The sequence below is a fragment of the Chryseobacterium electrogenes genome, from assembly GCF_053553015.1.
In genome coordinates, this window is record NZ_JBNPPB010000002.1 from 2,292,379 (window position 1) to 2,313,847 (window position 21,469).

Genomic DNA, 21,469 nt, shown 5'->3' on the forward strand with positions numbered 1-21,469 from the left:
GCGGACGTAGCGACCCGAGCGAGGAACAGAAGTGCGAGCGCAGCGAGCGGCGGATGTTACCGAGCGAAGGGACACGCCCAAAAAGTCAACCTATGAAAAAACTGAATTTTTCTTTATTATTCATTCTTTGTTCTCTTCTATTAACAGCGCAGAAAGATGCTTATTATCAACAATATGCCAAGTATAAAATGGATATTGATGTCGATGCTGTTAACTTCACCTACAAAGGTCAACAGACTTTGCAATACACTAATAACTCACCGGATGAGTTGGATGTTGTCTATTTTCATTTGTATTGGAACGCCTTTAAAGCTGGATCTATGATGGATCAGCGCGTAGCAGGACAAGGTATTAATGCAGATGGTAGATTGTCCGCAAAAACAACCAATGGTGCAGTAAGCAGACTAGCATCTATCCCTACCGAAGAAGAAGGCCACCAAAATATCCATTGGATAAAAATGAATGGCAAAGACCTGAAATTCGAGATCCAAGGGACGATTATGAAAGTCTATCTTACCGAAAAGATAAAACCAAAATCTAACGTTACCTTTAGCATGGCTTGGGACGCCAACATTCCGATGCAAATCCGTAGAGCTGGACGTAACAACAGAGAAGGCGTAGACATGACCATGACGCAATGGTATCCTAAAATCGCCGAATATGATTATGATGGTTGGGCAACTTTTGATTACATAGGAAGAGAATTTCATGCTCCATTTTCTGATTACGATATCAACATAAAAATAGATAAAGATTATGTGATTGGTGCAGGCGGAACTTTAGAAAACCTAAATGATGTAAAAGGTTACACCGATAACCCTACCATAAAAGCTGATGCCGATAATAAAGTTACTTGGAAATGGACAGCCAAAAATATCTTGGATTTTGCTTGGGCAGCAGACCGAGATTATTCGGTAGAGAGTTTCCCAATTTTAGATGGTCCTAAAGTCTATTTGGTCTATCAAAAATCAGAAAAAACTAAATTCTGGGCAGAGACCAAGCCTTACCTAACGCAATTTTTTCAAATTATGAATTCTAAATTTGGGCGTTACAAGTGGCCTTCATACTCTTTTGTACAAGGTGGTGATGGCGGTATGGAATATGGGATGACTACCATGATCTTAGGAGAAGCAAGTTCTCTAGAAGGATTAATGGGATTAATGGTACACGAAGGTGCTCACTCTTGGTTCCAGCAGATGTTTGCGACCAACGAAAGCGTTAGACCTTGGATGGATGAAGGTTTTACAAGTTATGCTGAAAGTTATGTGATGTACCAATTATTTCCGCCAAAAGAAGCTCAGCCTAATCCTTTTGTAGGATCTATCTCCAGATATGCTAGCTTTACCAAAACCGGAAAAGAAGAACCTGCCGTTTGGTTAGCAGATCACCATGACAACGGTACCGCTTATTCTTTTGCTTCGTATGTAAAAGGAGAACTTTTCTTGGTACAATTGGGCTACATTATTGGCGAAGACAACCTTAAAAAAGTTATGCTCCGTTATTATGATGATTGGGCGATGAAACATTCTACAGAAAGAGATTTCTTACATATTGCACAACAGATATCTGGCATGGATCTTAAGTGGTTTTTACATTACTGGATTAACACTACCAAAACCATTGATTATGGTATCAAAAACGTAAAATATGACACGACGTCCACAACCATTACTTTGGTTAACAAAGGTGGCGTGCCGATGCCTATTGATTTCAGTATTTTGACTAAAGATAAGAAGGTTATTAACTATAACATTCCGCTTAGCCTTACCCATACTTGGAAAACTGCTGACATCTACGGCCCTATCAACAATCTCCCATATTGGCCATGGACACAGCAAGAATATAGCTTTACAATTCCTTATAATAAAGATCAAATTTCGGCTTTGGGTATAGATTTCAGTCATCGTTTAGCAGACGTTAACCCAGAAGATAATTACCTAGAAGTAAAATAATATAAAATTATCAACATCTAAAAATGTATCAATTTGAAACAATAGTTTTCAGTTGGTATTTCAAAAATAGATAAATTGCTACATTTCATCATTGATAAATAATAAAATGAATTCAATTGTAATTAATATCGGTAACACTAATATCCGTTTCGGCTTATTTGACGATGATAACTGCGATATTTCTTGGGTTATTAACACCAAACCTTATCGCACAAGAGATGAGCTGTATGTACAGTTTATGATGCTCTATCAGACATACAAAATAAGCCCGGAAAATATAGACAAAATCATCATAGGATCTGTTGTGCCTCAATTAACGAGTGATGTTGTTAGTGCTATAGAAAAAATCCACCTCAAGAAAGCCATATTGGTTAATGGTAGTACACCGTCTAGCGTAGAAGCTAAGTCAAAGCAACGTGGCACAGACATCTATGCCAATATGGTGGCTGCTCATATAATGTATCCTGACAAAAAGAAAATAATCTTTGATTTTGGGACAGCATTAACAGCAAGTTGCATCTCAGAAACTGGTGAGTCACTAGGTGTAATTATCGCTCCAGGCATTGTAACCTCTCTTAATTCTCTAATTAATCAGACAGCGCAACTCCCAGAAATAGAACTGAAAAAACCAAAATCCGTACTTGGTTTAGATACCGTAAGCTGCATGCAAAGCGGAATGGTTTATGGTTTTCTAGGTATGGTAGAAGGCTTTATAGATCGTATTAATGATGAGGTTAACGATGATTGTTTTGTGATTGCCACAGGAGGCGTAAGTCATGTCTACAAACCATTGACTGACAAAATCCATATTGCAGACAGATTACATACTTTGAAGGGATTATACTATCTTGGCAAAGATCAATAATACACAAAATGCTTCCCCAAAAAGGAAGCATTTTTTTATCTTTTTACTTTAAAAAAATCTATTAGCAATTCACAAAATATTTTACTTTTTAATCCAGCGATGGCTTTTATTTCAAACATTTTTTATATTTGTGTTTCCACAGAAAAGCATCGGCTAGGCTAGAATATTTCCAAGAACTAAATTTGTAGGAAAGCCTACAACTGGATATGCCAAATCTGTGATATCGCAAAATTATATATATATATATTCCATCCTAAAAAGCATCGTATCAAAATAATTAGTAGTTTTACCAAATGAACTATGACATAAACATAATAGGCAACGAAGAAGATAATGGGAAAATAGAATTTGATCGTTTATCTCTTTTAGCAAAATCAACAAAAGATATTGCTACTAAATCACTTATGTTTAGGTTTAAAGGTTTTAGCGAAATTAATCCATCAAAAAATATTAAAGATGCGTTGAAGATTAATTTAGAGAAAATTACTGGTAGTGCAACTGAAGGAACAAAGCTGACACTAGAATGCTCAAAATTTTCTGAAACTATCAAAACTTTACAACTTGATGTATTTGATGATAAAGAACCTTTGTTATCAATGACACCTATGGCTTTAGTAATTGATTCATTTAGACAAGCATTAAATGATGAATCATCAGGAATAGAATTAGATAAACCATTGTTAAAATCTTTGCTGAAGTTCAAAAAAAACTTCATAAATAAGGATGAAATATTCTTATTATCAAATCGTGGTTCAATTCCAGAAATTGAAATAAAACACGAAGATTTTCAAAGAATTATTAAACTTGAAGACAGTATTCCTAATCCACAAAGAGTTATCATAAGTGGGAAATTAGACGAGATGAAAGTTTCTAAAGGTAGATTAGGATTAGAAACAAACGATGGAATAGTTTACATCTACACTAATAATTCCGAAATAATTTCAAATATTAAGGAATTTATGGGGCATGATTTGACAATTCATGGAATTGCTCATTATAAAGCAAATGGAGGTATAAATTTTGTTGATATTTTATCATTCGATAAATATAAATCTAGAGATAAATATTTTAATAAAAAACCTTCTACACATAGCACTAATCAACAATTAATGTTTAGTGTCGAAAAGCGTAAATTAACCAATTCAATTTCTGAGTTATTGGGTCAATGGCCAGGTGAAGAAAACGACGACGAATTTAGTAATTTAATAGATAGTCTAAAATTATGAATTATATAGTTTTAGACACATGTTCAATATTACATATATTGAGAGGAAATTATTTAGGTGAAAAAATCATCCAAGAAATAGATTCAATTAAAAGTCCAGTTTTAGTTATTTCTGTTGTTACTAAAGCAGAGTTAAACTCTATTAAAATAAAGTTGGGTTGGGGAACATCAAAAACGAAAGTATTAGACGATTTCATTAACTCAACAACTTGTATAGATATAAATAGTTCTGATTCTGAATTAATTAATGCATATGTATCAATAGACTCATATTCACAAGGTAAGTCATTTGATAAAAATGGTGAAAAACTTAACGGCTCAGCAAAAAACATGGGAAAAAATGATTTGTGGATCGCTGCAACTTCATTAGTTTTAGATTGTCCATTAATTACATGTGATGGTGATTTTACGCATCTAAATGACAAACTTATTCATGTAATAAATATAAAATAGGATGATTACACAACCCAGCTAAGCCTTTCACAACCTTCAACTTCATAAAAACATTAAAAATTTAAAGTCCGTTTATACGGGATTGATTATCATACAAAAGGCTTCTTTGTTAGCGTTTACTCTTAAAAAAATCTTTAACAATCGCCGAACATTGTTGCTCCATAATACCAGTAACAACTTCCGTTTTTGGATGAAGAGAAAGGCCTTTGTTAATGTAACCGCGTTGCTCATCTCGCGCACCAATTACTACTTTAGATATCTGTGACCAGCTCAATGCGCCCGCGCACATTACACATGGTTCTAACGTTACATAAAGTGTACAATTTTGCAAATACTTTCCGCCCAAGAAATTAGCAGCAGAAGTAATAGCCTGCATTTCTGCATGAGCAGTAACGTCATTAAGCGCTTCCGTTAAGTTATGCGCCTTGGCAATAATTCTATTATTAGATACAATAATACAGCCTATTGGGACTTCATCACGCTCCATTGCCGCTTCGGCTTCTTGATAAGCCATTTTCATAAAATAATCGTCTGTAAACATGTTTTGTGTTGTTTAGAAGCAAGAAAAAAAACTTTTTATTTATTTTTAAGCTCTGCAATACTTGTGTCTAATATCGGTAGCATCTCATCCCTTACTCTAACGAGAAGCTTCCTAATACTGCAAGTCGCCTCGTCTATGCAATCTGCACACGGTTCATAAAAGTTAATAGACGCACAAGGCAACATGGCGATAGGACCATCTACAATCCTTATGATATCTATAATTTTAATATCTTCGGGTTTCTTAAGAAAAGTATAGCCTCCTTCTGCACCACGTTCGCTTTTTAGGATTTTATGCTGCTTAAGCTCTCTAAGAATCTGCTCCAAAAACTTCAACGGAATTCTCTCGCTCTCCGAAATTTTCTTTGCAGAATAAAGCTGATCTGGTAACATATTATCCAGAAACAATAAAGTTTTTATTGCGTATTTTACTCTTTTAGAAAGCATTATTTTATTTGAAATTTAATGTTAAAGGCATTTTATAATGGCTTCTTACAGGAATATCATTTATAAAAGCTGGAGAAAATTTATCCCTAATAAGATACATCGCAATAATTGCTTGACGATTAAAGGTATCATTATCTCCTTCTGCTTTTACAGAAGAAATACTACCATCTCGCTCTACAATAAAAACGACTTGAGTTTTCAAAATATTGGAGCTCTCGGCTATAATATTTTCTGTATAAAGAATCTCTGAGACTTGTTGCCTTAGTTGATTAAAACCTCCTGGATACTCGGCAGATTTCTCGCCCGTTTTCTTTACATTAGCAAGCATTGCATTATTTATTCCATTTTCTTTTGGGATGATTTTAGATAGATCTTCTGAGGTTTTTACCTTTACTAAAGTCGCTAAAAAAACGGTATTTTCTATACTATCTAATTTTTTCTGAAATAATATTTTCTGAGACTCTACGGCACTTTTTCTAATAGGATCTTTAGTTTCTTTTAGAATTTTATCAAATTCTTTATTAAGAAGATTACGATGTGTATCAAATTTAGTCTTAACTCCCCGAAACTCCAAATTAGCTTGTGCAGATAACCCTACAAAAGATAGAAAAATTAACAAATAAAGTAACTTATTGCTCATTACATCAAAATACAAATGTAAAAATACTTAAAAAAAACCGAAAATCATTTTGTGGAAAACTTAAAAGATTTAGTATGTTATTTCTAACTAACTTTGATGAAAAATAAGCCATGTTCGGTCTGGTAGATTGCAATAATTTTTTTGTTAGCTGTGAGCGCTCCATTGACTTTTCTATTAAGGAAAAGCCTGTGGTTGTGTTATCTAACAATGATGGATGTGTGATTTCTAGAAGTCAAGAAGCCAAAGATCTTGGCATACCAATGGGTGCGCCAGCCTATCAATACAAGGCATTATTTAAGCAATATGATGTTAAGGTTTTATCGTCAAAATTTGAGCTTTATAACTTTAAAAGTCAAGGCGTCATTAATATTGCCAAAACTTACGCTCCAGAACATGAAGTCTACAGCGTGGACGAGCTTTTTTTGGATTTTCATGGTTTTAAATATTTTAACCTTGAAGATTACTGCCAAGAGATGCTACAACAGATCCAGACAGAAATGGATATCCCGGTAAGTATTGGTATTGCACCGAGTAAAACACTTTGTAAAGTTGCCAACAGAATCGTCAAGAAATTCCCGAAACAATTTGAAGGCATATATATTCTTAACACGTCAGAAAAAATTGAAAAAGCCCTAAAATGGCTTCCTATAGAAGACGTATGGGGAATTGGCAGACGCTATGCTATAAAACTTAAAGATGCTGGTGTACACAAAGCTTTTGACCTTTTACAAAAGCCAGAAATCTGGGTGAAAAAAATCATGGGTATCCACGGTATAAGGCTTATTAATGAACTAAAAGGTATACCACAATTAGAACTTGAGAAAGCCTCGGACAAAAAATCGATTACCGTTACCCGAAGTTTTATGGATATGATCACCGAAAAGGAAATCCTAAAAGAACGTATAGAGACTTTTGCATTGTATTGTGCCGAGAAGCTTAGAAAACAGAATTCTTGCTGCAAAACACTAAGTATTTTTGTTGGGACTAATCGTTTCAGAAAAGATCTTCCTTCTTATAATGGCTACCGTTCTGTAACTTTGGACAACCCTTCTAACTCTTCCATCATATTGGCTAGGGCAGCTTCTCAGCTTTTCGAAAAAATTTATATTGATGGTTTTTCTTATAAAAGAGCAGGTGTTTTCGTTTCAGATTTTGTGCCAGAAGATGCAAGAATAACGAGTCTCTTTGAGAAAGATTTACAAGAAAAACATCTTCCTATCATGAAAGCGATGGACAAACTGAATCGTAAATATGGTAAAGATAAAATCCGCCTCGGCAGTATGAGCGGAAAAAACACTTATGGTAGAGCGATATTATCTCCCGAGTATGAAGCTTTTTTAAAAAACAATACCTTACCAGAATCTAGCTTTAGATTTTTTTCTTAGTACGCTCTATTTTCTGATGAAATAAGAATCTACCTGTCATCAGCTTTCATCTCATTATATTTAATTTAATAAAAAAGTCGGCAAATAGATTACCGACTTTTGAAATGATTTGCTAAAAATTTAATTAGCAATATTCGTTATAAGCTGCCTGCAAATTAGCTGCAATAGCACCTGCTGGATTACCTTCTATGTGGTGACGCTCTAACATGTGTACCAACTCTCCGTCCTTAAACAAAGCGATACATGGAGAAGATGGAGGGAACGGTGCTAATAATTTTCTAGCTTCAGCTACTGCCTCTGCATCAAAACCTGCGAACGCCGTTACCAGATGATCTGGTTTTTTGTCACCTGTTAATGAATATACAACACCTGGTCTTGCTGCACCTGCTGCACAACCACACACTGAATTAATCATTAACAATGTAGTACCTGATTGCTTAAGAGCACTATCAACTTGTGCTGGAGTTGTTAGATCTTGGAAACCTTTATCGGTAAGCTCAGCCTTCATAGGCATTACTAAATCTGCTGGATACATATTATTATAAATTTTTATTGTTTTCTATCTGCAAAGATATTGATTATAAACTAATATCAATATTGAGATATGTTATCAAAATAATGCCAAATTTATATTAAGACAAAATGTCCAAAAAAAATCCAACTTCTAAAAAGAAATTGGATTAATTAATCAAATCGATATGCATGTTCTGGATATCCTTACTTAACCGAAAAACATCGGTATTGCTAAGACAATAGTTTTTTCGCCATTTCAGAAATACTTTTTCCGTCTGACTTACCTGCCAATTGCTTAGAGGCTGCTCCCATAACTTTTCCTATGTCTTTGGCACTTTCTGCTCCTGTTTCTGAGATAATACGTGCTATTTCTACCTGTAACTCATCAGCCGACAATTGCTTAGGTAAAAACTGCTCTATGATTTTCATCTGAGCTTCTTCTACTTCTGCAAGGTCAGTACGGTTTTGTGCCGCAAACTGCTCATAAGAATCCTTACGTTGCTTAATCATACGTTGTAGTATAGCAATTTCTTGTTCTTCTGTAACTTCAGCACCTCTTTGCTCTGTTTGCAACAAAATAATTTGTGCTTTTACAGCACGTAGAGAATCCAAAGCAACTTTGTTTTTCTCTTTCATTGCGACGATTATCGCAGCTGTTATAACTTTTTCAAGACTCATATTAGTCTACGTCTTTGTTTAAAAATTTATTCTCTCTTAATTGCATCTGTCCACCATTGTCTGAGAAATAAGTATTAATATTTTGGTCTGATGCATTTTGTTCATCAATAAAAATATTCTTTCTCTTGTAAGCAGGTACGTTTTCGAAAATTTCTTTTTGATCTAATTTTTGATAACGAGAATTAAATTCTTTCAATTTATTTCTTCTTTCCTGAATTTTACTAGATTCTGCAGTCTTGTCTATGAAAGTAAACTCTGAAGCTTTCTCACTTACGACTTGCTGCTGTGGTGTTTCTGCTATAGCTTCCGGTTTTTGGATGTCTGCAGGAACTGTATAGCGCATCTCTGGCTGTGGAATTCTTACTTCTTCTCTAACGGGTTGCTCTATAATAATTTCGTTTTTAACCTCTGGTAAGACTTCCTTTACAATGTCTTGTTTTGGTTCTTCTTTAACAAAAAAAGAATCTTCTTGTATTGGATCGTTAACAACAAAGTTAACTTGTACAGGTTTTTCTTCTTCTGTGTATAGACTTGCCTTAGGCTTATCTTCTACGTCAAAACTAAAAGCCTCAGCTTCTAGAGCTTCTTTTCCGTAATCTTCCTCCTCATCGAAATTAAACAAGTTATAATCTTGAGGCGCGTTCATGGTATCCCAATTTTGGTTGAAAGCTTCAGATTCTTCGTTTTCAAAAAACTTAGTTTCAGTCGGTGCATCTTCTACTAATGCAGCTGCTAAAGTGTTAGTTTGAAAATTGGGCGTCGAAAAATCCTCGTCATCTTCTAGTCTGAAAAAATTTCTTTCAGTTGATGGGTTACTATCTTCTAGTTCTGCTCTATTTTTAAAAGGTGAGTCTGGTCTTTTTCTAGATTTGTCTCCAAAACGATCATCCTCTAATGTATACTTGATAGTTTCTGTTGTACCAGCATGCTTTTTATTTTCATTAGTAAAGCCTGTTGCAATAACTAGCACGCTTACAGAATCACCTAATTCTTCGTCTGTACCAACACCAAAGATAATATCTGCTGTATTACCTGCTTCTTGCTGGATATGATCCATAATTACTCCAATCTCGTCCATGGTAACTTCTGCCACGCCACTTCTAATAAGTAATAGAACGTTTTGCGCACCAGTGATTTTGTTATCATTCAATAACGGAGAATCTAATGCTTTTTTAACAGCTTCTTCTGCTTTGTTTTCGCCAGAAGCTATACCTGTTGACATTAATGCAGTTCCTGAATTTTGAAGAACAGACTTGGCATCACGGAAGTCAATATTAACATCGAAATATCCAGTAATAACCTCTGCCATGCCTTTTGCTGCATTAGTTAAAACCTCATCAGCTTTTGAAAATCCAGATTTGAATCCTAAATTACCAAACTGTTGCCTTAATTTATCATTATTAATAACGATTAGAGAGTCTACATTATTTCTCAGTTTTTCGAGACCTAAGTGAGCTTGATCTAATCTTCTTTTGCCTTCAAAACTAAAAGGTACAGTTACGATACCTACGGTCAGAATCCCCATTTCTTTGGCCACTTTTGCGATAACTGGTGCAGCACCGGTACCGGTACCACCTCCCATACCAGCAGTAATGAAAACCATTTTGGTATTCTGTCCCATTGATGCTTTAATCTCATCAATACTCTCGATAGCTGCTTTTTCTCCTACTTCTGGATCTGCTCCTGCTCCTAATCCTTCTGTCATCGCAATCCCTAGCTGAACTTTATTAGCAACAGGATTGTTATCTAATGTCTGCGCATCGGTATTACAAATGACGAAATCTACGCCATAAATCCCCTTCTCATACATGTGCTTAAGCGCGTTATTACCGCCACCTCCTACACCAATTACTTTGATAATGGAAGAGTTGCCTTTCGGCAAATCAAATGAAAATCCTTGAGTGTTATTATTATTTTCCATTGTCTTTTTTTTATAATATATCAACAGTCTGTGCAATCTCTAAATTTAACACAATCTGACTAATTTTACTCTACTTCTTCAAAGAATTTTTTAACTTTTTCTAAAATGGTTTGCCCAAAGGTAAGCCCCTTTGTTTTACCTGCCTGACCTTTAGTACTTTGAATATCGGATTCTGCTGGTGCTTGTGGCTTTACTTCTACGATATCTACTGGTTTTTCTTCTGGTTTTTCTTCAATTTCAGGGGCTAAAATTGTATTTTTTTTGTCTCTGATCTTAAGACTTTCCATCAATAAACCTATAGAAGTTGCAAATTCTGGTCCTTTTAGTTGCTGATTTTTATCATTAGAAACATACTCGTTAGCAAATCCTATTCGGCTATCAAAACCGGTTGTATAATTAGCCAACTGACGAAGATGCTTAAGATTAGAACCTCCTCCTGTTAAAACGATACCTGCAATTAATTTTTTCTTTTGCTCAAAAGCGCCATACGCTTTAAGCTCGGTATTTACCATTTCTAAAATCTCTTCTACTCTGGCATTGATAATTTTTGCTAGAATTTTTAAAGAAATTTCTTTATCTGGTCTTCCGTGTAAGCCCGGAATAGTAACAAATGTACTGTCCTTCTCTAGCTCTGGTACTGAGGATCCAAATTTTACCTTAAGCTGTTCTGCATTTTTTTCTATGATAGAGCAACCTTCTTTAATATCTTCTGTGATAATCCCTCCTCCGTATGGAATGACACACGTATGACGAATAACATTATCTTTAAAAATCGCAATATCTGTAGTCCCACCACCAATGTCTACTATTGCTACACCTGCTTCTTTTTCTTCTTTTGTAAGAACGGCTTCTGAAGATGCTAAAGGCTCTAATGTAAGCGCTTCCATATCTAAGCCTGCCTCTCTTACACATCTTACGATGTTTCTGATAGATCCCATCTGTCCTACAACAACATGGAAATTGGCTTCTAGACGTTTGCCATGCATACCTATAGGCTCTTGGATTTCTCCTTCAGAGTCTACTTTGTAGTCTTGTGGTAATACGTGGATAATTTCTTCTCCTGGTAACATAACCAACTTACGAACCTGATCTTTTAAAGCATCAATATCATCATCAGTAATATACTGATCTGGATGCTCTCTCATGATATAATCGGAATGTTGCAAAGAACGGATATGTTTACCCGCAATCCCTACGGTTACCTTACGTATAGGTACACCAGCGCTGCTTTCTGCTTGCTCTACGGCCGCCTTTATAGAGCTGATCGTTTGTGCAATATTATTAACAATACCTTTGTGTACACCAAGACTTTTAGCCTTACCAACGCCTAGGATCTCAATTTTTCCATGAGCGTTTCTACGACCGACAATGGCAACAATCTTAGTTGTCCCAATGTCCAGTCCTACTGAATACTCTTGTGTTTCCATGATATGCTCGATTTGATTTTTTATTCTATTACTATTTTTGTTTTTTTCTTCGTTTCGCCTTTTTTAGGAGGCTGTGTTTTGTTTTTTGTACCTTTTGTATCTTCTTTAGGCTTAGCAGAAGTAACTTTAGGTTTTTCTTTAACTATCGTTTCTTTCGATTTTTGTTTTATAGTTTCCTTTTTCTTTTCTTCTTTTTTAGGCTCTTCTTTTTTTACAGATGTTGTTTCTTCCTTTTTTACAATTGGTACAACTAAGGCTTTTTTCTGAGCTCTTAATAGACTGTCATTGTCTTTAAAATAAGGATTGAGCGTTGTTACAATCTGATTATCATATTTTAATGATATTTTTTTATATTTATTAGGATCTTGTGAAACCAGATATTTTTCTACAAAGGTTTTAAAGCCTTTTACTTTAAAATCTATATTATTAAGATCTCCAATTTCTACCTTATAATTGGCATCACTAGTAAGCAAGTTATAATCGCCTTTGTCTTTAGAAATCCCTATAAAATATTTTTTACTAAAATCATCTTTGTCAATCTTATCGATAAGTGCGGCGAGATTTTGATATTCGTCTTTTTTTACATTACCAGTGACCAACATGCAGGGATAAGAATAATTCTTGGAAGTAGGAAACTCTACACCCTTAGCATCTACATAAAAGTCTCTGCCATTTTTTAATAATCTAAAAACAGGAACTCTTTGTTTGATGTCCAAATTAAGCGTCCCATTAAGATTAAGATAGACATTAGCACTATCTATAAACTCTATATCATTAAGTCGTTTTTCTAGCTTTGGAATATCCAAAGTCCCTATTTTATTCTCAGGATTAGATTGCTTAATTATACTTTTAATATCCTTTTCGTCTACAAAATATACAGAAGCTTGCTTATCATCCATAGAAATCTTGATATTTTCCATAGGCTTATTGCTGAAACGCTTCAGGGAGAAACTCAGCAGGAAAATCAAAATCCCAACAGTAACCAATATTTTTAATATTCTGTATTTATTTTTCATATCTTCTGTACTATGTAAAAAGTACAATGTATTAATGTCTTTTTATAACTATTGATGCAACAACTCTGTATATCTTATTTGTTCAAAATTAAAAATTAGGCAACCAATTCATAATCGGGTCATATAATGTATCTATATTTCCTGCTCCAACAGTTAATAAAATATCAAAATCTTTTTCTTTAATTTTATCAAAACTTTCTTGTAATGTCACTACTTCTTTTTTGTCAGCAGTCACTTTATCCAACAACCAAGCCGATGTTACTCCATCAAAATTCTCCTGTAACTCTCTCGCTGGATAAATGTCCAACAATAACAACTCATCTCCCGTAGAAAGACTTTGTGCAAAATCGTCTGCGAAATCTCTTGTTCTGCTAAACAAATGTGGCTGGAAAACAATCAGTAATTTTTTCTCAGGATAAAAAGTTTTAATCGATCCAATTACCGCATTAAGCTCTGTTGGATGATGCGCATAATCATCAATATAAATCTTTCCGTTCTCGAAAATATGCTTTGTATAACGTCTTTTGATTCCTTTAAAATTAGCTATTGCTTTCTTTAAAGTGTCAAAATCAACACCCATATTATTAAGAATAGCAATGGCAACAGTGGCATTTTCGACATTATGAATCCCGGGAATTTCCCAGACAAAATCCTTAATGGTTTTTGTAGATGTATGAAAATCAAAATAAATCTTATCATGATCCATTCTTAGATTATCAGCATAATAATCTGCCTTCTCATTAACCGAATAAGTGATATGATCTCTACCAATATCTAAGCCTTTTTTAACAAATAATTGTTGTGAACTTGGCACCAAAGCCGCAAATTCTCTAAAGCTTTCTTCGATGTGATTGGTATCGCCATAGATGTCCAGATGATCTGCATCCATAGAAGTTACCACTGCCCAATCTGGCGAAAGATTAAGAAAACTTCTGTCATACTCGTCGGCTTCTACCACAGAAATTTCGTTGCCGTTGTAGAGGAAATTTGATTTAAAATTCTCTGAAATCCCGCCTAAAAAAGCAGAAAATGGCAAGTTAGCTTCTTTACATAAATGCGAAATTAATGTAGAAGTCGTCGTCTTACCATGCGTCCCGGCAACCGCGATACATTGTGTATCTTGAGTGATTAGACCCAAAGCTTTTGCACGCTTCATCACAAAGAACTCATGCTCATTAAAGTAATTAAGAATCTCCAAATTCTTAATCGCTGGTGTATAAATCACCAAAGTTCTTTCTTTATCCAGACCTGTGATTTTTTCATCAATTAGATCTTCAAAAATAATATCAATACCTTCTGCTTCTAAAGCATTAGTCAGCTTGGTATGTGTCTTATCGTAACCCAAAACCTTATGACCCGAAGAATGGAAATAACGCGCCAATGCACTCATCCCGATGCCTCCGATGCCTACAAAATAAAACGTGTGATATGTATTGAGCAGTTTCATTATTTTGATTTACTTTTCTTTCTATAATTAATTAATTCCTCTTTGTTCACAGAAAATGCGCTGAGAAAGTCTTTATCTCGCGTTAATCCTATTCTCAAAAACTTAATGCTATCATTTTTTTCGTTTTTGATATTAAACTCGAAAAAATCCATATAATCTTTCGGGAACGTTCTTGTTTTTGCGCTATAAAGATTACCAATCGTTATTTTTCCTAATTTTCTGTCAAAGCTTTTACAAATTTTTTCAATCGTTTCACTAGAGACTTTTTGTTTGAAATTAACATCCATATTAAATCCTTGAATCTCTGAATAATCTTGTTTTTCGCATTTTGCAAAAAATTGTTCTGCAAAACTTTTGGCTAGATTTTGACGCTCTTTTGTATTATGTTCTGAAGCTAAATTTTTAAAATATGGTCTGCCCGTATTGCAGCTTGATAAACTAACCAAGCCTAATAAAGCAAATATGTATAAATGTAATTTCATTAATTATTTAGTTTCTAAAATTTTAAAAATATCATCTACAATCTCCTTTGTTGCATTAGGTTTTGCAAAATATTCTAATTGTTGAGACATTTCTTTTCTTAATTCTCCATCCTCGCAGATTGAAGATAATGTTGTCCAAAACTTCTCGTCCATTTCAGAATCTTTTACCATTCTGGCTGCATTTTTTTCAACTAAATTCATCGCGTTTTTAGTCTGATGATCTTCTGCAGCAAAAGGAAATGGAACCAGCAATACTGGCTTTTTTGCCACTGACAATTCTGATATGGCAATAGCTCCCGCTCTAGACACAATAACATCTGCCGCAGAATAAGCCAACGCCATATCTGAGATAAATTCCTTTAGATGGATTTGAAATTTGAGATTTGAGATTTGAGAATCTTTACTCAACGTTTCAAAATCCAGCTTTCCGGTTTGCCAAATCAATTGATAATCTTTGGCTTTAAGTTGAGCTAGATTAGCTTTCCAAGCATTATTAATTGTTCTAGATCCCAAAGATCCACCAACAGAAAGAATGGTTAATTTAGTTTTATCAAGTCCTAATTTTTCTTTTGCAAGATCTGTATCAATTAGGTCTATGATGATATTTTGTCTGATAGGATTACCCGAAAAAATGACCTTAGATCCTGGAAAAAAATGATCCATATCTGGATAAGCTGTAAAAATGGCTTTTGCTTTTTTACCATTAAAAACATTGGTTTTCCCCGGTAAAGAATTCTGCTCTTGGATAAAGGTTGGGATATTCATCTTGGAAGCCACATATAACGCGGGGCCGCTGGCAAAACCACCAGTACCAATAGCAAAATCTGGATTAAAATCCTTAATCACTTTTCTAGCTTTCATTAAGCTTGAAATCAACTTAAAAGGGAGTCCAATATTTTTAAGAAGATTACTTCTGTTAAAGCCAGCAATATTAAGTCCCACAATTTTGAATCCTGCTTGTGGTACTTTCTCCATCTCCATTTTGTTCTCTGCACCAATAAACAGAAATTGAGCATCAGGATATCTTTTTTGGATTTCCTGCGCGATGGCGATGGCTGGAAAAATATGTCCACCTGTGCCTCCTCCACTTAATAATACTCTAGGCGATGTCATTAATCTCTTCTATTGTTTGTTTTTTGCCCATTCCTTCTTCGTCATAAACTTGGATTCTTGAGCTTACATTTAATATAATTCCTAACTGAATATACGTCACTAACATAGAGGTACCTCCGTAACTTATTAATGGTAACGGTTGTCCCGTAACTGGTATAAGATTAACAGCAACGGCAATATTTACTGCCAACTGTACAAAAATCATTAAACCAATGGCTAACACTAGCAAAGAGCCAAAAAAAGCTGGCATCTTACTCGCAATCATTACGATTCTAATAATCATAATCATATAAAGACTAATCAGTACAAAGGCACCAACCCAGCCGTATTCTTCTACAATTATCGCAAAAATAAAATCCGAAACCGACTGAGGTAACGTTTGCTTCAAAGCACTTTTACCAGGCCCAATCCCCTGGAAACCACCATGTACAATTGCCGCTTTGGCTTGCATAACTTGGTAGTTTTTTGCTTTAATAGATTCGTCTTCTACTTCTGTACTCTTTTTAGAATTGGTAAAAGTCTCAACACGACTCATCCAAGTATGAACACGGTTATTATTAATCAGATTAGTATTAAGCGCTATCAGTAAAAATAAAACAACCGCTACTACTGCAGTAGAAATAAAACCTGCGATATACTTCCAATGTAATTGTCCAAATAGCAAAACTCCTATAGAAACCATCAGAATCATTAGAGCAGTAGATCCATTATCTTTGGCAACTAGTATAAAAACAAGTAATATTGGTCCGAAGATATAAATAACATTTTCTAACGGTAATCTCTCGCGACTTATTTTCTTAGTTAAATACCTACACAAATAAATGATTAGCATAAGGTAGGCAAATGATGAAGGTTGAAAAGAAATAGGCGTACCCGGAATCTTTAACCAACGCGATGCACTGGCACCTTCTATCGTCTGTCCTGTAAAGGTTGTCACCAACAATAGCAATACAGTAACTGCTAATAATACTGCGCTCAGCTTGCCAATATGCTCATATTTTACAGATCCTGCAACGCCTCGCATAATACCAAGTCCAACAATAACAAAGATGATATGCTTTATAACATGCCCTGTTGTGGTACCATTATTAACAATATATTCCAAATTAGAACTTGCAGAATAAACAGGAAACACAGACAAAAAGGAAAGCAAAATAATTACCATCCAAAGCACTTTGTCGCCCTTTAGCCACTCAAATTTGTTTTCTGTTAATTGGTTTTCCATCATGTAATGAATAATTAAAAATGATTAATGAAGATTTTTAACTATTGATTGTTAATTTTTTAAAACTTCTTTTTTAAATTGATTACCGCGGTCTTCATAACCGTCAAATAAATCAAAACTAGCGCAACATGGCGACAATAAAACCACGTCTCCATCTTCGGCGATATTTTTACAAACTTCTACTGCATCTTGCATGCTAGATGTATCGTAAATCATTTCTTTATTCTCTTTAAAGAAATCGATGATTTTTTGATTATCAACGCCTAGACATACAATAGCTTTTACTTTTTTCTTAACGAGTTCTTCTATTTCAGAATAATCGTTGCCTTTATCTTTGCCACCGACAATCCAAATTGTAGGTTTTTTCATGCTTTCTAAAGCAAAATAAGTCGCGTTAACATTAGTAGCTTTACTATCGTTAATGTATTTAACACCATTAATATCTGCAACAGGCTCTAGACGATGTTCTACCGCCTGGAAAGTCATTAACGAATTTCTGATACTTTCGTTGCTGATTTTAAGGATTTTACCGGCAATACTCGCGGCTAAACTGTTGGCTACATTATGTTTCCCCACCAATGACAAGTCAGAAATTTTCATTCTAAAGTCATCATTAATTTTAATCACGATATCGTCATCCGTTGCATAAGCACCTTCCGTCAGCTTTTCGGTCATAGAGAATGGTACTTTACATACCTTAAGATCTATTTTTTCTAGGATATTTTGGCTCATTTCGTCATCCTTATTGTAGATGAAAAAATTGTCTTGATCTTGATTTTCTGCAATTCTGAATTTAGCCAAAGCATATTCTTCATAATTGTAGTTGTATTGATCCAGATGATCTTTAGACAAATTAAGCAACAAAGAAATGTAAGGTCTAAAATTCTGAATATCATCCAACTGAAAGCTACTTACCTCCAATACAAAATAATCGAAATTATCAACCGCCACTTGCTTTGCAAAACTTTTGCCAATGTTACCACCCAATCCAACATTAAAACCACCTTCTTTTAAAATATGGTAAACTAAAGATGTTGTAGTGGTCTTACCATTACTACCTGTAATTGCAATAATTTTAGCCTCTGTAAATTCTGAAGCAAATTCTATTTCTGAAGAAACTCGGATTCCTTTTTGCTGAATTTTCTGTACGATTTCTGCCTTTTTCGGAATACCAGGACTCTTTATAACCCAATCTGCAGCAAGAATAAGTTCTTCTGTATGTTGTGCTTCTTCATAAGAAACCTTAAGAGCGTCTAGTTCATTTTTAAAGTGATCCTTGATGTTTCCCATATCTGATAAGAAGACATCAAATCCTTTGGCTTTAGCTAAATAAGCTGCGCCAATACCACTTTCTCCACCACCAAGAATTACAACTTTCATAATTTACATTTGGTTTTTAATTATCTTATCTTAAGAGTTATCAAACAAATGATTGCTAATAACATTCCTAAAATAATGGCACGGTTTACAATTTTGCTTTCATGATAACCTTTCATTTGATAATGATGATGCAAGGGCGACATCAAAAACAAACGATGATTCTGAGCATATTCTAAACCTTTTTTCTTTTTTAAATATTTAAAATAACCTACCTGCAAAATGACAGATACATTCTCTACCAAGAATACACCGCACAATACAGGGATTAATAATTCTTTTCTTAATACAATAGCCAAAACTGCAATAACTCCACCTAACATCAGACTTCCCGTATCGCCCATAAAAACTTGAGCTGGGTATGTATTATACCAGAAAAATCCGATCACTGCTCCCACCAGAGCGAGCGCAAAAATGGTGGTTTCTCCCATATTAGGTAAGAACATAATATTGAGATAATCTGCAAAAATGATATTACCTGACAAATAGGCAAAGAATGCTAATGTCAGCAATATGACGACACTAGTGCCGGCAGCCAGACCATCGATACCATCAGTTATATTAGCACCATTAGACACGGCTGTAACAATAAAAATCACAATCGGAATAAAAACTACCCAAGCCCACTCATGTGCATCATCTGGAGACATCCAGAATAACAATCCACTATAATCAAACTCGTTATTCTTTGTGAAAGGCACTGTAGAAACTGGTATACGCTCGTCTTGCATAAAGTTTTTTTCAACGTTATTTCTGTTGACAACTCTAGCGTCAGAATATTTACGTTTAACCTCTACATCTGGATGAAAATACATTGTAACACCTACAATTAATCCTAATCCAACTTGCCCAATGACTTTAAACCTGCCCTTAAGACCATCTTTATTCTTCTTTATTTTTTTGAGGTAGTCATCCAAAAATCCTATTGCGCCCATCCATAACATAGATATCAACAAAAGAACAATATAGATATTAGTAATCCTTGTGAATAACAATACCGGAATAATAGTCGCCAAAATAATAATCAATCCACCCATCGTTGGTGTCCCTTCTTTTTGCTTCTGACCATCTAAGCCTAGATCCCTTACCAACTCTCCCATCTGTCTGGCACGCAAGTAATTGATGATTTTTTTACCAAAAGCCAGTGCGATAATTAAAGAAAATAACACCGCCATTGCCGCTCGAAAAGAGATGTAACGGAAAAGATTCATCCCGGGAACATGGATGCCGTGGCTGGTTAGATATTCGTATAGATAGTATAACATGTTGATTGTCGGTTTATATTAAATTTTCAATTTTACTTTCCCATCAAATTCAAAAGTTCTCTAATCACTTCCTTATCATCAAAATGATGCTTTACACCATTAATCTCTTGATAAGTCTCATGACCTTTGCCTGCCACAAGGATAATATCCTTAGGTTCTGCATATTTGATTGCCATTTTAATAGCATCTTTTCTGTCGGTAATTGATATATATTTATTAAAATTCTGAGGTTCTACACCCGCTTCTATTTCTTTAATAATCGCATTAGGATCTTCGGTTCTTGGATTGTCAGACGTTATAATTGCGACAGTCGCTTTATTGCTGGCGATATTTCCCATCTGAGGGCGCTTGCCATGATCGCGATCTCCACCACAACCGAAAACACAAATTAATCTTTCGTTCTTGGTACGGATCTCGTTAATGCTGTCCAAGATATTTTCTAGAGCATCTGGCGTGTGCGCATAATCTATGACGAAGAAAATTCCGCTGTCTGATTTTATAGTTTCAAAACGACCATTAACACGATGCAATTTCGAAATCGCTTGTAATACTTCCTCTTCTTTCATATTCAATTCTAAAGCTATTCCGTAAGCCAATAATAAATTATAAACATTAAATCTTCCTGTCAATGTTGTCCAAAATTCTTTTCCGTTGAAATTGAGCAACATTCCGTTAAAGTCTGCTTCCAAAAGACGACCATGAAAATCCGCCATCGTTTTTAGGGCAAAACTTTTTTTGCTTGCTTTTGTATTTTGCAACATAACGCTACCATTCTTATCATCCGCATTGGTAATCGCAACGGCAGAAGCGTCTAAGTCATCAAAGAATCGCTTCTTAACCTCAATATAATTTTGAAATGTTTTATGATAATCAAGATGATCTCTCGTGATATTGGTAAATCCAGCGATTGCAAAATGCAAACCTTCTATTCTGTCTTGTGAGATGCCGTGAGAACTGACTTCCATGAAGGCAAATTCGCAACCGACTTCTACGGCTTTAGCGAGCATTTCGTTTAACCTAATAACATCTGGCGTTGTGTGCGTACTTGGGATTATTTGGTCTGCAATACGATATTCAACGGTTGAAATTAACGCCGATGGATAACCTAAATTTTTAAAAATATCAAATAATAAAGTCGTCACAGAAGTTTTTCCGTTAGTACCTGTTACGCCGATTAATTTCAGTTTTTTAGAAGGATTATCGTAAAAATTAGACGCTAAATGTCCTAAGGATTTAGAAGAATCTTTAACCAAAATATAGGTTACATTTTCGGCAAAAGAAATGGGTAAAGTCTCACAAACAATTGTTGTAGCGCCCTTAAGAATTGCTGCATCAATATAAGAATGTCCGTCTGCAACTTCACCTTTTATTGCTACATACAAAGCATTAGCGACAACTGTTCTGCTGTCGAATGTTAACAGAGAAATATCCTGATCCTGATGACCAATAATCTCTATAACCGAAAGGTTTTGTAACAATAATTCTAACTTCATTTTAT

General features: G+C 34.8%; 20 protein-coding genes. 5 read left to right on the forward strand and 15 right to left on the reverse strand.

Going from position 1 to position 21,469, the window contains the following annotated elements:
- The first annotated feature begins 92 nt into the window (after positions 1–92).
- The 4 genes from ACQQ6V_RS10540 to ACQQ6V_RS10555 all read left to right on the forward strand — a co-directional run bounded on the left by ACQQ6V_RS10540 (position 93) and on the right by ACQQ6V_RS10555 (position 4,495).
- Positions 93–1,952 carry a M1 family metallopeptidase gene (locus ACQQ6V_RS10540; protein WP_448845481.1) on the forward strand — a complete coding sequence of 620 codons (1,860 nt, stop codon included), beginning with the start codon at positions 93–95 and terminating at the stop codon, positions 1,950–1,952.
- A 106-nt stretch (positions 1,953–2,058) separates the two neighbouring features.
- Complete coding sequence (locus ACQQ6V_RS10545; protein ID WP_448845482.1) at positions 2,059–2,817, forward strand: type III pantothenate kinase; 759 nt, start codon at positions 2,059–2,061, stop codon at positions 2,815–2,817.
- Positions 2,818–3,110: 293 nt separating this feature from the next.
- Complete coding sequence (locus ACQQ6V_RS10550) at positions 3,111–4,043, forward strand: hypothetical protein (protein ID WP_448845483.1); 933 nt, start codon at positions 3,111–3,113, stop codon at positions 4,041–4,043.
- A complete protein-coding gene (locus tag ACQQ6V_RS10555; protein WP_448845484.1) occupies positions 4,040–4,495 on the forward strand; it encodes a PIN domain-containing protein in 456 nt (151 codons plus the stop codon). The genes ACQQ6V_RS10550 and ACQQ6V_RS10555 overlap by 4 nt, the downstream gene beginning before the upstream one ends.
- 109 nt (positions 4,496–4,604) lie before the next feature.
- On the opposite strand, the gene ACQQ6V_RS10560 is transcribed toward ACQQ6V_RS10555, so the two are convergent.
- Genes ACQQ6V_RS10560 through ACQQ6V_RS10570 form a run of 3 tightly spaced genes read right to left on the reverse strand, consistent with a single transcriptional unit; the run spans position 4,605 to position 6,122 of the window.
- Entirely contained in the window at positions 4,605–5,036 is a 432-nt protein-coding gene (locus ACQQ6V_RS10560) for a nucleoside deaminase (protein WP_448845485.1), read from the reverse strand.
- 35 nt (positions 5,037–5,071) lie between these two features.
- Positions 5,072–5,482 carry an RrF2 family transcriptional regulator gene (locus tag ACQQ6V_RS10565; protein WP_448845486.1) on the reverse strand — a complete coding sequence of 137 codons (411 nt, stop codon included), beginning with the start codon at positions 5,480–5,482 and terminating at the stop codon, positions 5,072–5,074.
- 4 nt (positions 5,483–5,486) lie between these two features.
- Positions 5,487–6,122 (reverse strand): energy transducer TonB, encoded by a 636-nt coding sequence (locus ACQQ6V_RS10570; protein WP_448845487.1) that lies wholly within the window; start codon positions 6,120–6,122, stop codon positions 5,487–5,489.
- Between the two features lie 110 nt (positions 6,123–6,232).
- Here ACQQ6V_RS10570 and ACQQ6V_RS10575 point away from each other — a divergent pair, with 110 nt between their 5' ends.
- Positions 6,233–7,507 carry a Y-family DNA polymerase gene (locus ACQQ6V_RS10575; protein WP_448845488.1) on the forward strand — a complete coding sequence of 425 codons (1,275 nt, stop codon included), beginning with the start codon at positions 6,233–6,235 and terminating at the stop codon, positions 7,505–7,507.
- Between the two features lie 124 nt (positions 7,508–7,631).
- Here ACQQ6V_RS10575 and ACQQ6V_RS10580 read toward each other — a convergent pair whose 3' ends face one another.
- The 12 genes from ACQQ6V_RS10580 to ACQQ6V_RS10635 all read right to left on the reverse strand — a co-directional run bounded on the left by ACQQ6V_RS10580 (position 7,632) and on the right by ACQQ6V_RS10635 (position 21,464).
- The gene (locus ACQQ6V_RS10580) at positions 7,632–8,042 is read right to left on the reverse strand and encodes a BrxA/BrxB family bacilliredoxin (protein ID WP_448845489.1); all 411 of its coding nucleotides are present in this window, start codon (positions 8,040–8,042) and stop codon (positions 7,632–7,634) included.
- 209 nt (positions 8,043–8,251) lie between these two features.
- Entirely contained in the window at positions 8,252–8,698 is a 447-nt protein-coding gene (locus ACQQ6V_RS10585; protein WP_448845490.1) for a GatB/YqeY domain-containing protein, read from the reverse strand.
- 1 nt (position 8,699) lies between these two features.
- The gene (ftsZ, locus tag ACQQ6V_RS10590) at positions 8,700–10,619 is read right to left on the reverse strand and encodes a cell division protein FtsZ (protein ID WP_448845491.1); all 1,920 of its coding nucleotides are present in this window, start codon (positions 10,617–10,619) and stop codon (positions 8,700–8,702) included.
- 65 nt (positions 10,620–10,684) lie between these two features.
- Positions 10,685–12,046 (reverse strand): cell division protein FtsA, encoded by a 1,362-nt coding sequence (ftsA, locus tag ACQQ6V_RS10595; RefSeq protein WP_448845492.1) that lies wholly within the window; start codon positions 12,044–12,046, stop codon positions 10,685–10,687.
- A 20-nt stretch (positions 12,047–12,066) separates the two neighbouring features.
- On the reverse strand, positions 12,067–13,062 hold the full coding sequence (locus ACQQ6V_RS10600; RefSeq protein ID WP_448845493.1) for a cell division protein FtsQ/DivIB: 996 nt from the start codon (positions 13,060–13,062) through the stop codon (positions 12,067–12,069).
- An 88-nt stretch (positions 13,063–13,150) separates the two neighbouring features.
- On the reverse strand, positions 13,151–14,509 hold the full coding sequence (gene murC / locus ACQQ6V_RS10605) for a UDP-N-acetylmuramate--L-alanine ligase (RefSeq protein ID WP_448845494.1): 1,359 nt from the start codon (positions 14,507–14,509) through the stop codon (positions 13,151–13,153).
- A complete protein-coding gene (locus tag ACQQ6V_RS10610) occupies positions 14,509–14,991 on the reverse strand; it encodes a hypothetical protein (RefSeq protein ID WP_448845495.1) in 483 nt (160 codons plus the stop codon). The genes murC and ACQQ6V_RS10610 overlap by 1 nt, the downstream gene beginning before the upstream one ends.
- 3 nt (positions 14,992–14,994) lie before the next feature.
- Entirely contained in the window at positions 14,995–16,104 is a 1,110-nt protein-coding gene (gene murG / locus ACQQ6V_RS10615) for an undecaprenyldiphospho-muramoylpentapeptide beta-N-acetylglucosaminyltransferase (protein WP_448845496.1), read from the reverse strand.
- Positions 16,091–17,329, reverse strand: coding sequence for an FtsW/RodA/SpoVE family cell cycle protein (locus ACQQ6V_RS10620; RefSeq protein ID WP_448846198.1), 1,239 nt, complete (start codon positions 17,327–17,329; stop codon positions 16,091–16,093). Before ACQQ6V_RS10620 ends, murG begins: the two co-directional genes overlap by 14 nt.
- A 51-nt stretch (positions 17,330–17,380) precedes the next feature.
- Positions 17,381–18,709, reverse strand: coding sequence for a UDP-N-acetylmuramoyl-L-alanine--D-glutamate ligase (gene murD / locus ACQQ6V_RS10625; RefSeq protein WP_448845497.1), 1,329 nt, complete (start codon positions 18,707–18,709; stop codon positions 17,381–17,383).
- A gap of 20 nt (positions 18,710–18,729) precedes the next feature.
- A complete protein-coding gene (gene mraY / locus ACQQ6V_RS10630; protein WP_448845498.1) occupies positions 18,730–19,971 on the reverse strand; it encodes a phospho-N-acetylmuramoyl-pentapeptide-transferase in 1,242 nt (413 codons plus the stop codon).
- Positions 19,972–20,003: 32 nt separating this feature from the next.
- Positions 20,004–21,464: a UDP-N-acetylmuramoyl-L-alanyl-D-glutamate--2,6-diaminopimelate ligase gene (locus tag ACQQ6V_RS10635; RefSeq protein WP_448845499.1), complete on the reverse strand. Its 1,461-nt coding sequence runs from the start codon at positions 21,462–21,464 to the stop codon at positions 20,004–20,006.
- Between the last annotated feature and the right edge of the window lie 5 nt (positions 21,465–21,469).

What these genes read in the sequence shown, in the direction of transcription:
- ACQQ6V_RS10540 (WP_448845481.1), top strand. Translation starts at nt 93, where the DNA reads ATGAAAAAACTGAATTTTTCTTTATTATTCATTCTTTGTTCTCTTCTA.
- ACQQ6V_RS10545 (WP_448845482.1), top strand. Translation starts at nt 2,059, where the DNA reads ATGAATTCAATTGTAATTAATATCGGTAACACTAATATCCGTTTCGGC.
- ACQQ6V_RS10550 (WP_448845483.1), top strand. Translation starts at nt 3,111, where the DNA reads ATGAACTATGACATAAACATAATAGGCAACGAAGAAGATAATGGGAAA.
- ACQQ6V_RS10555 (WP_448845484.1), top strand. Translation starts at nt 4,040, where the DNA reads ATGAATTATATAGTTTTAGACACATGTTCAATATTACATATATTGAGA.
- ACQQ6V_RS10560 (WP_448845485.1), bottom strand. Translation starts at nt 5,036, where the DNA reads ATGTTTACAGACGATTATTTTATGAAAATGGCTTATCAAGAAGCCGAA.
- ACQQ6V_RS10565 (WP_448845486.1), bottom strand. Translation starts at nt 5,482, where the DNA reads ATGCTTTCTAAAAGAGTAAAATACGCAATAAAAACTTTATTGTTTCTG.
- ACQQ6V_RS10570 (WP_448845487.1), bottom strand. Translation starts at nt 6,122, where the DNA reads ATGAGCAATAAGTTACTTTATTTGTTAATTTTTCTATCTTTTGTAGGG.
- ACQQ6V_RS10575 (WP_448845488.1), top strand. Translation starts at nt 6,233, where the DNA reads ATGTTCGGTCTGGTAGATTGCAATAATTTTTTTGTTAGCTGTGAGCGC.
- ACQQ6V_RS10580 (WP_448845489.1), bottom strand. Translation starts at nt 8,042, where the DNA reads ATGTATCCAGCAGATTTAGTAATGCCTATGAAGGCTGAGCTTACCGAT.
- ACQQ6V_RS10585 (WP_448845490.1), bottom strand. Translation starts at nt 8,698, where the DNA reads ATGAGTCTTGAAAAAGTTATAACAGCTGCGATAATCGTCGCAATGAAA.
- ftsZ (WP_448845491.1), bottom strand. Translation starts at nt 10,619, where the DNA reads ATGGAAAATAATAATAACACTCAAGGATTTTCATTTGATTTGCCGAAA.
- ftsA (WP_448845492.1), bottom strand. Translation starts at nt 12,046, where the DNA reads ATGGAAACACAAGAGTATTCAGTAGGACTGGACATTGGGACAACTAAG.
- ACQQ6V_RS10600 (WP_448845493.1), bottom strand. Translation starts at nt 13,062, where the DNA reads ATGAAAAATAAATACAGAATATTAAAAATATTGGTTACTGTTGGGATT.
- murC (WP_448845494.1), bottom strand. Translation starts at nt 14,509, where the DNA reads ATGAAACTGCTCAATACATATCACACGTTTTATTTTGTAGGCATCGGA.
- ACQQ6V_RS10610 (WP_448845495.1), bottom strand. Translation starts at nt 14,991, where the DNA reads ATGAAATTACATTTATACATATTTGCTTTATTAGGCTTGGTTAGTTTA.
- murG (WP_448845496.1), bottom strand. Translation starts at nt 16,104, where the DNA reads ATGACATCGCCTAGAGTATTATTAAGTGGAGGAGGCACAGGTGGACAT.
- ACQQ6V_RS10620 (WP_448846198.1), bottom strand. Translation starts at nt 17,329, where the DNA reads ATGGAAAACCAATTAACAGAAAACAAATTTGAGTGGCTAAAGGGCGAC.
- murD (WP_448845497.1), bottom strand. Translation starts at nt 18,709, where the DNA reads ATGAAAGTTGTAATTCTTGGTGGTGGAGAAAGTGGTATTGGCGCAGCT.
- mraY (WP_448845498.1), bottom strand. Translation starts at nt 19,971, where the DNA reads ATGTTATACTATCTATACGAATATCTAACCAGCCACGGCATCCATGTT.
- ACQQ6V_RS10635 (WP_448845499.1), bottom strand. Translation starts at nt 21,464, where the DNA reads ATGAAGTTAGAATTATTGTTACAAAACCTTTCGGTTATAGAGATTATT.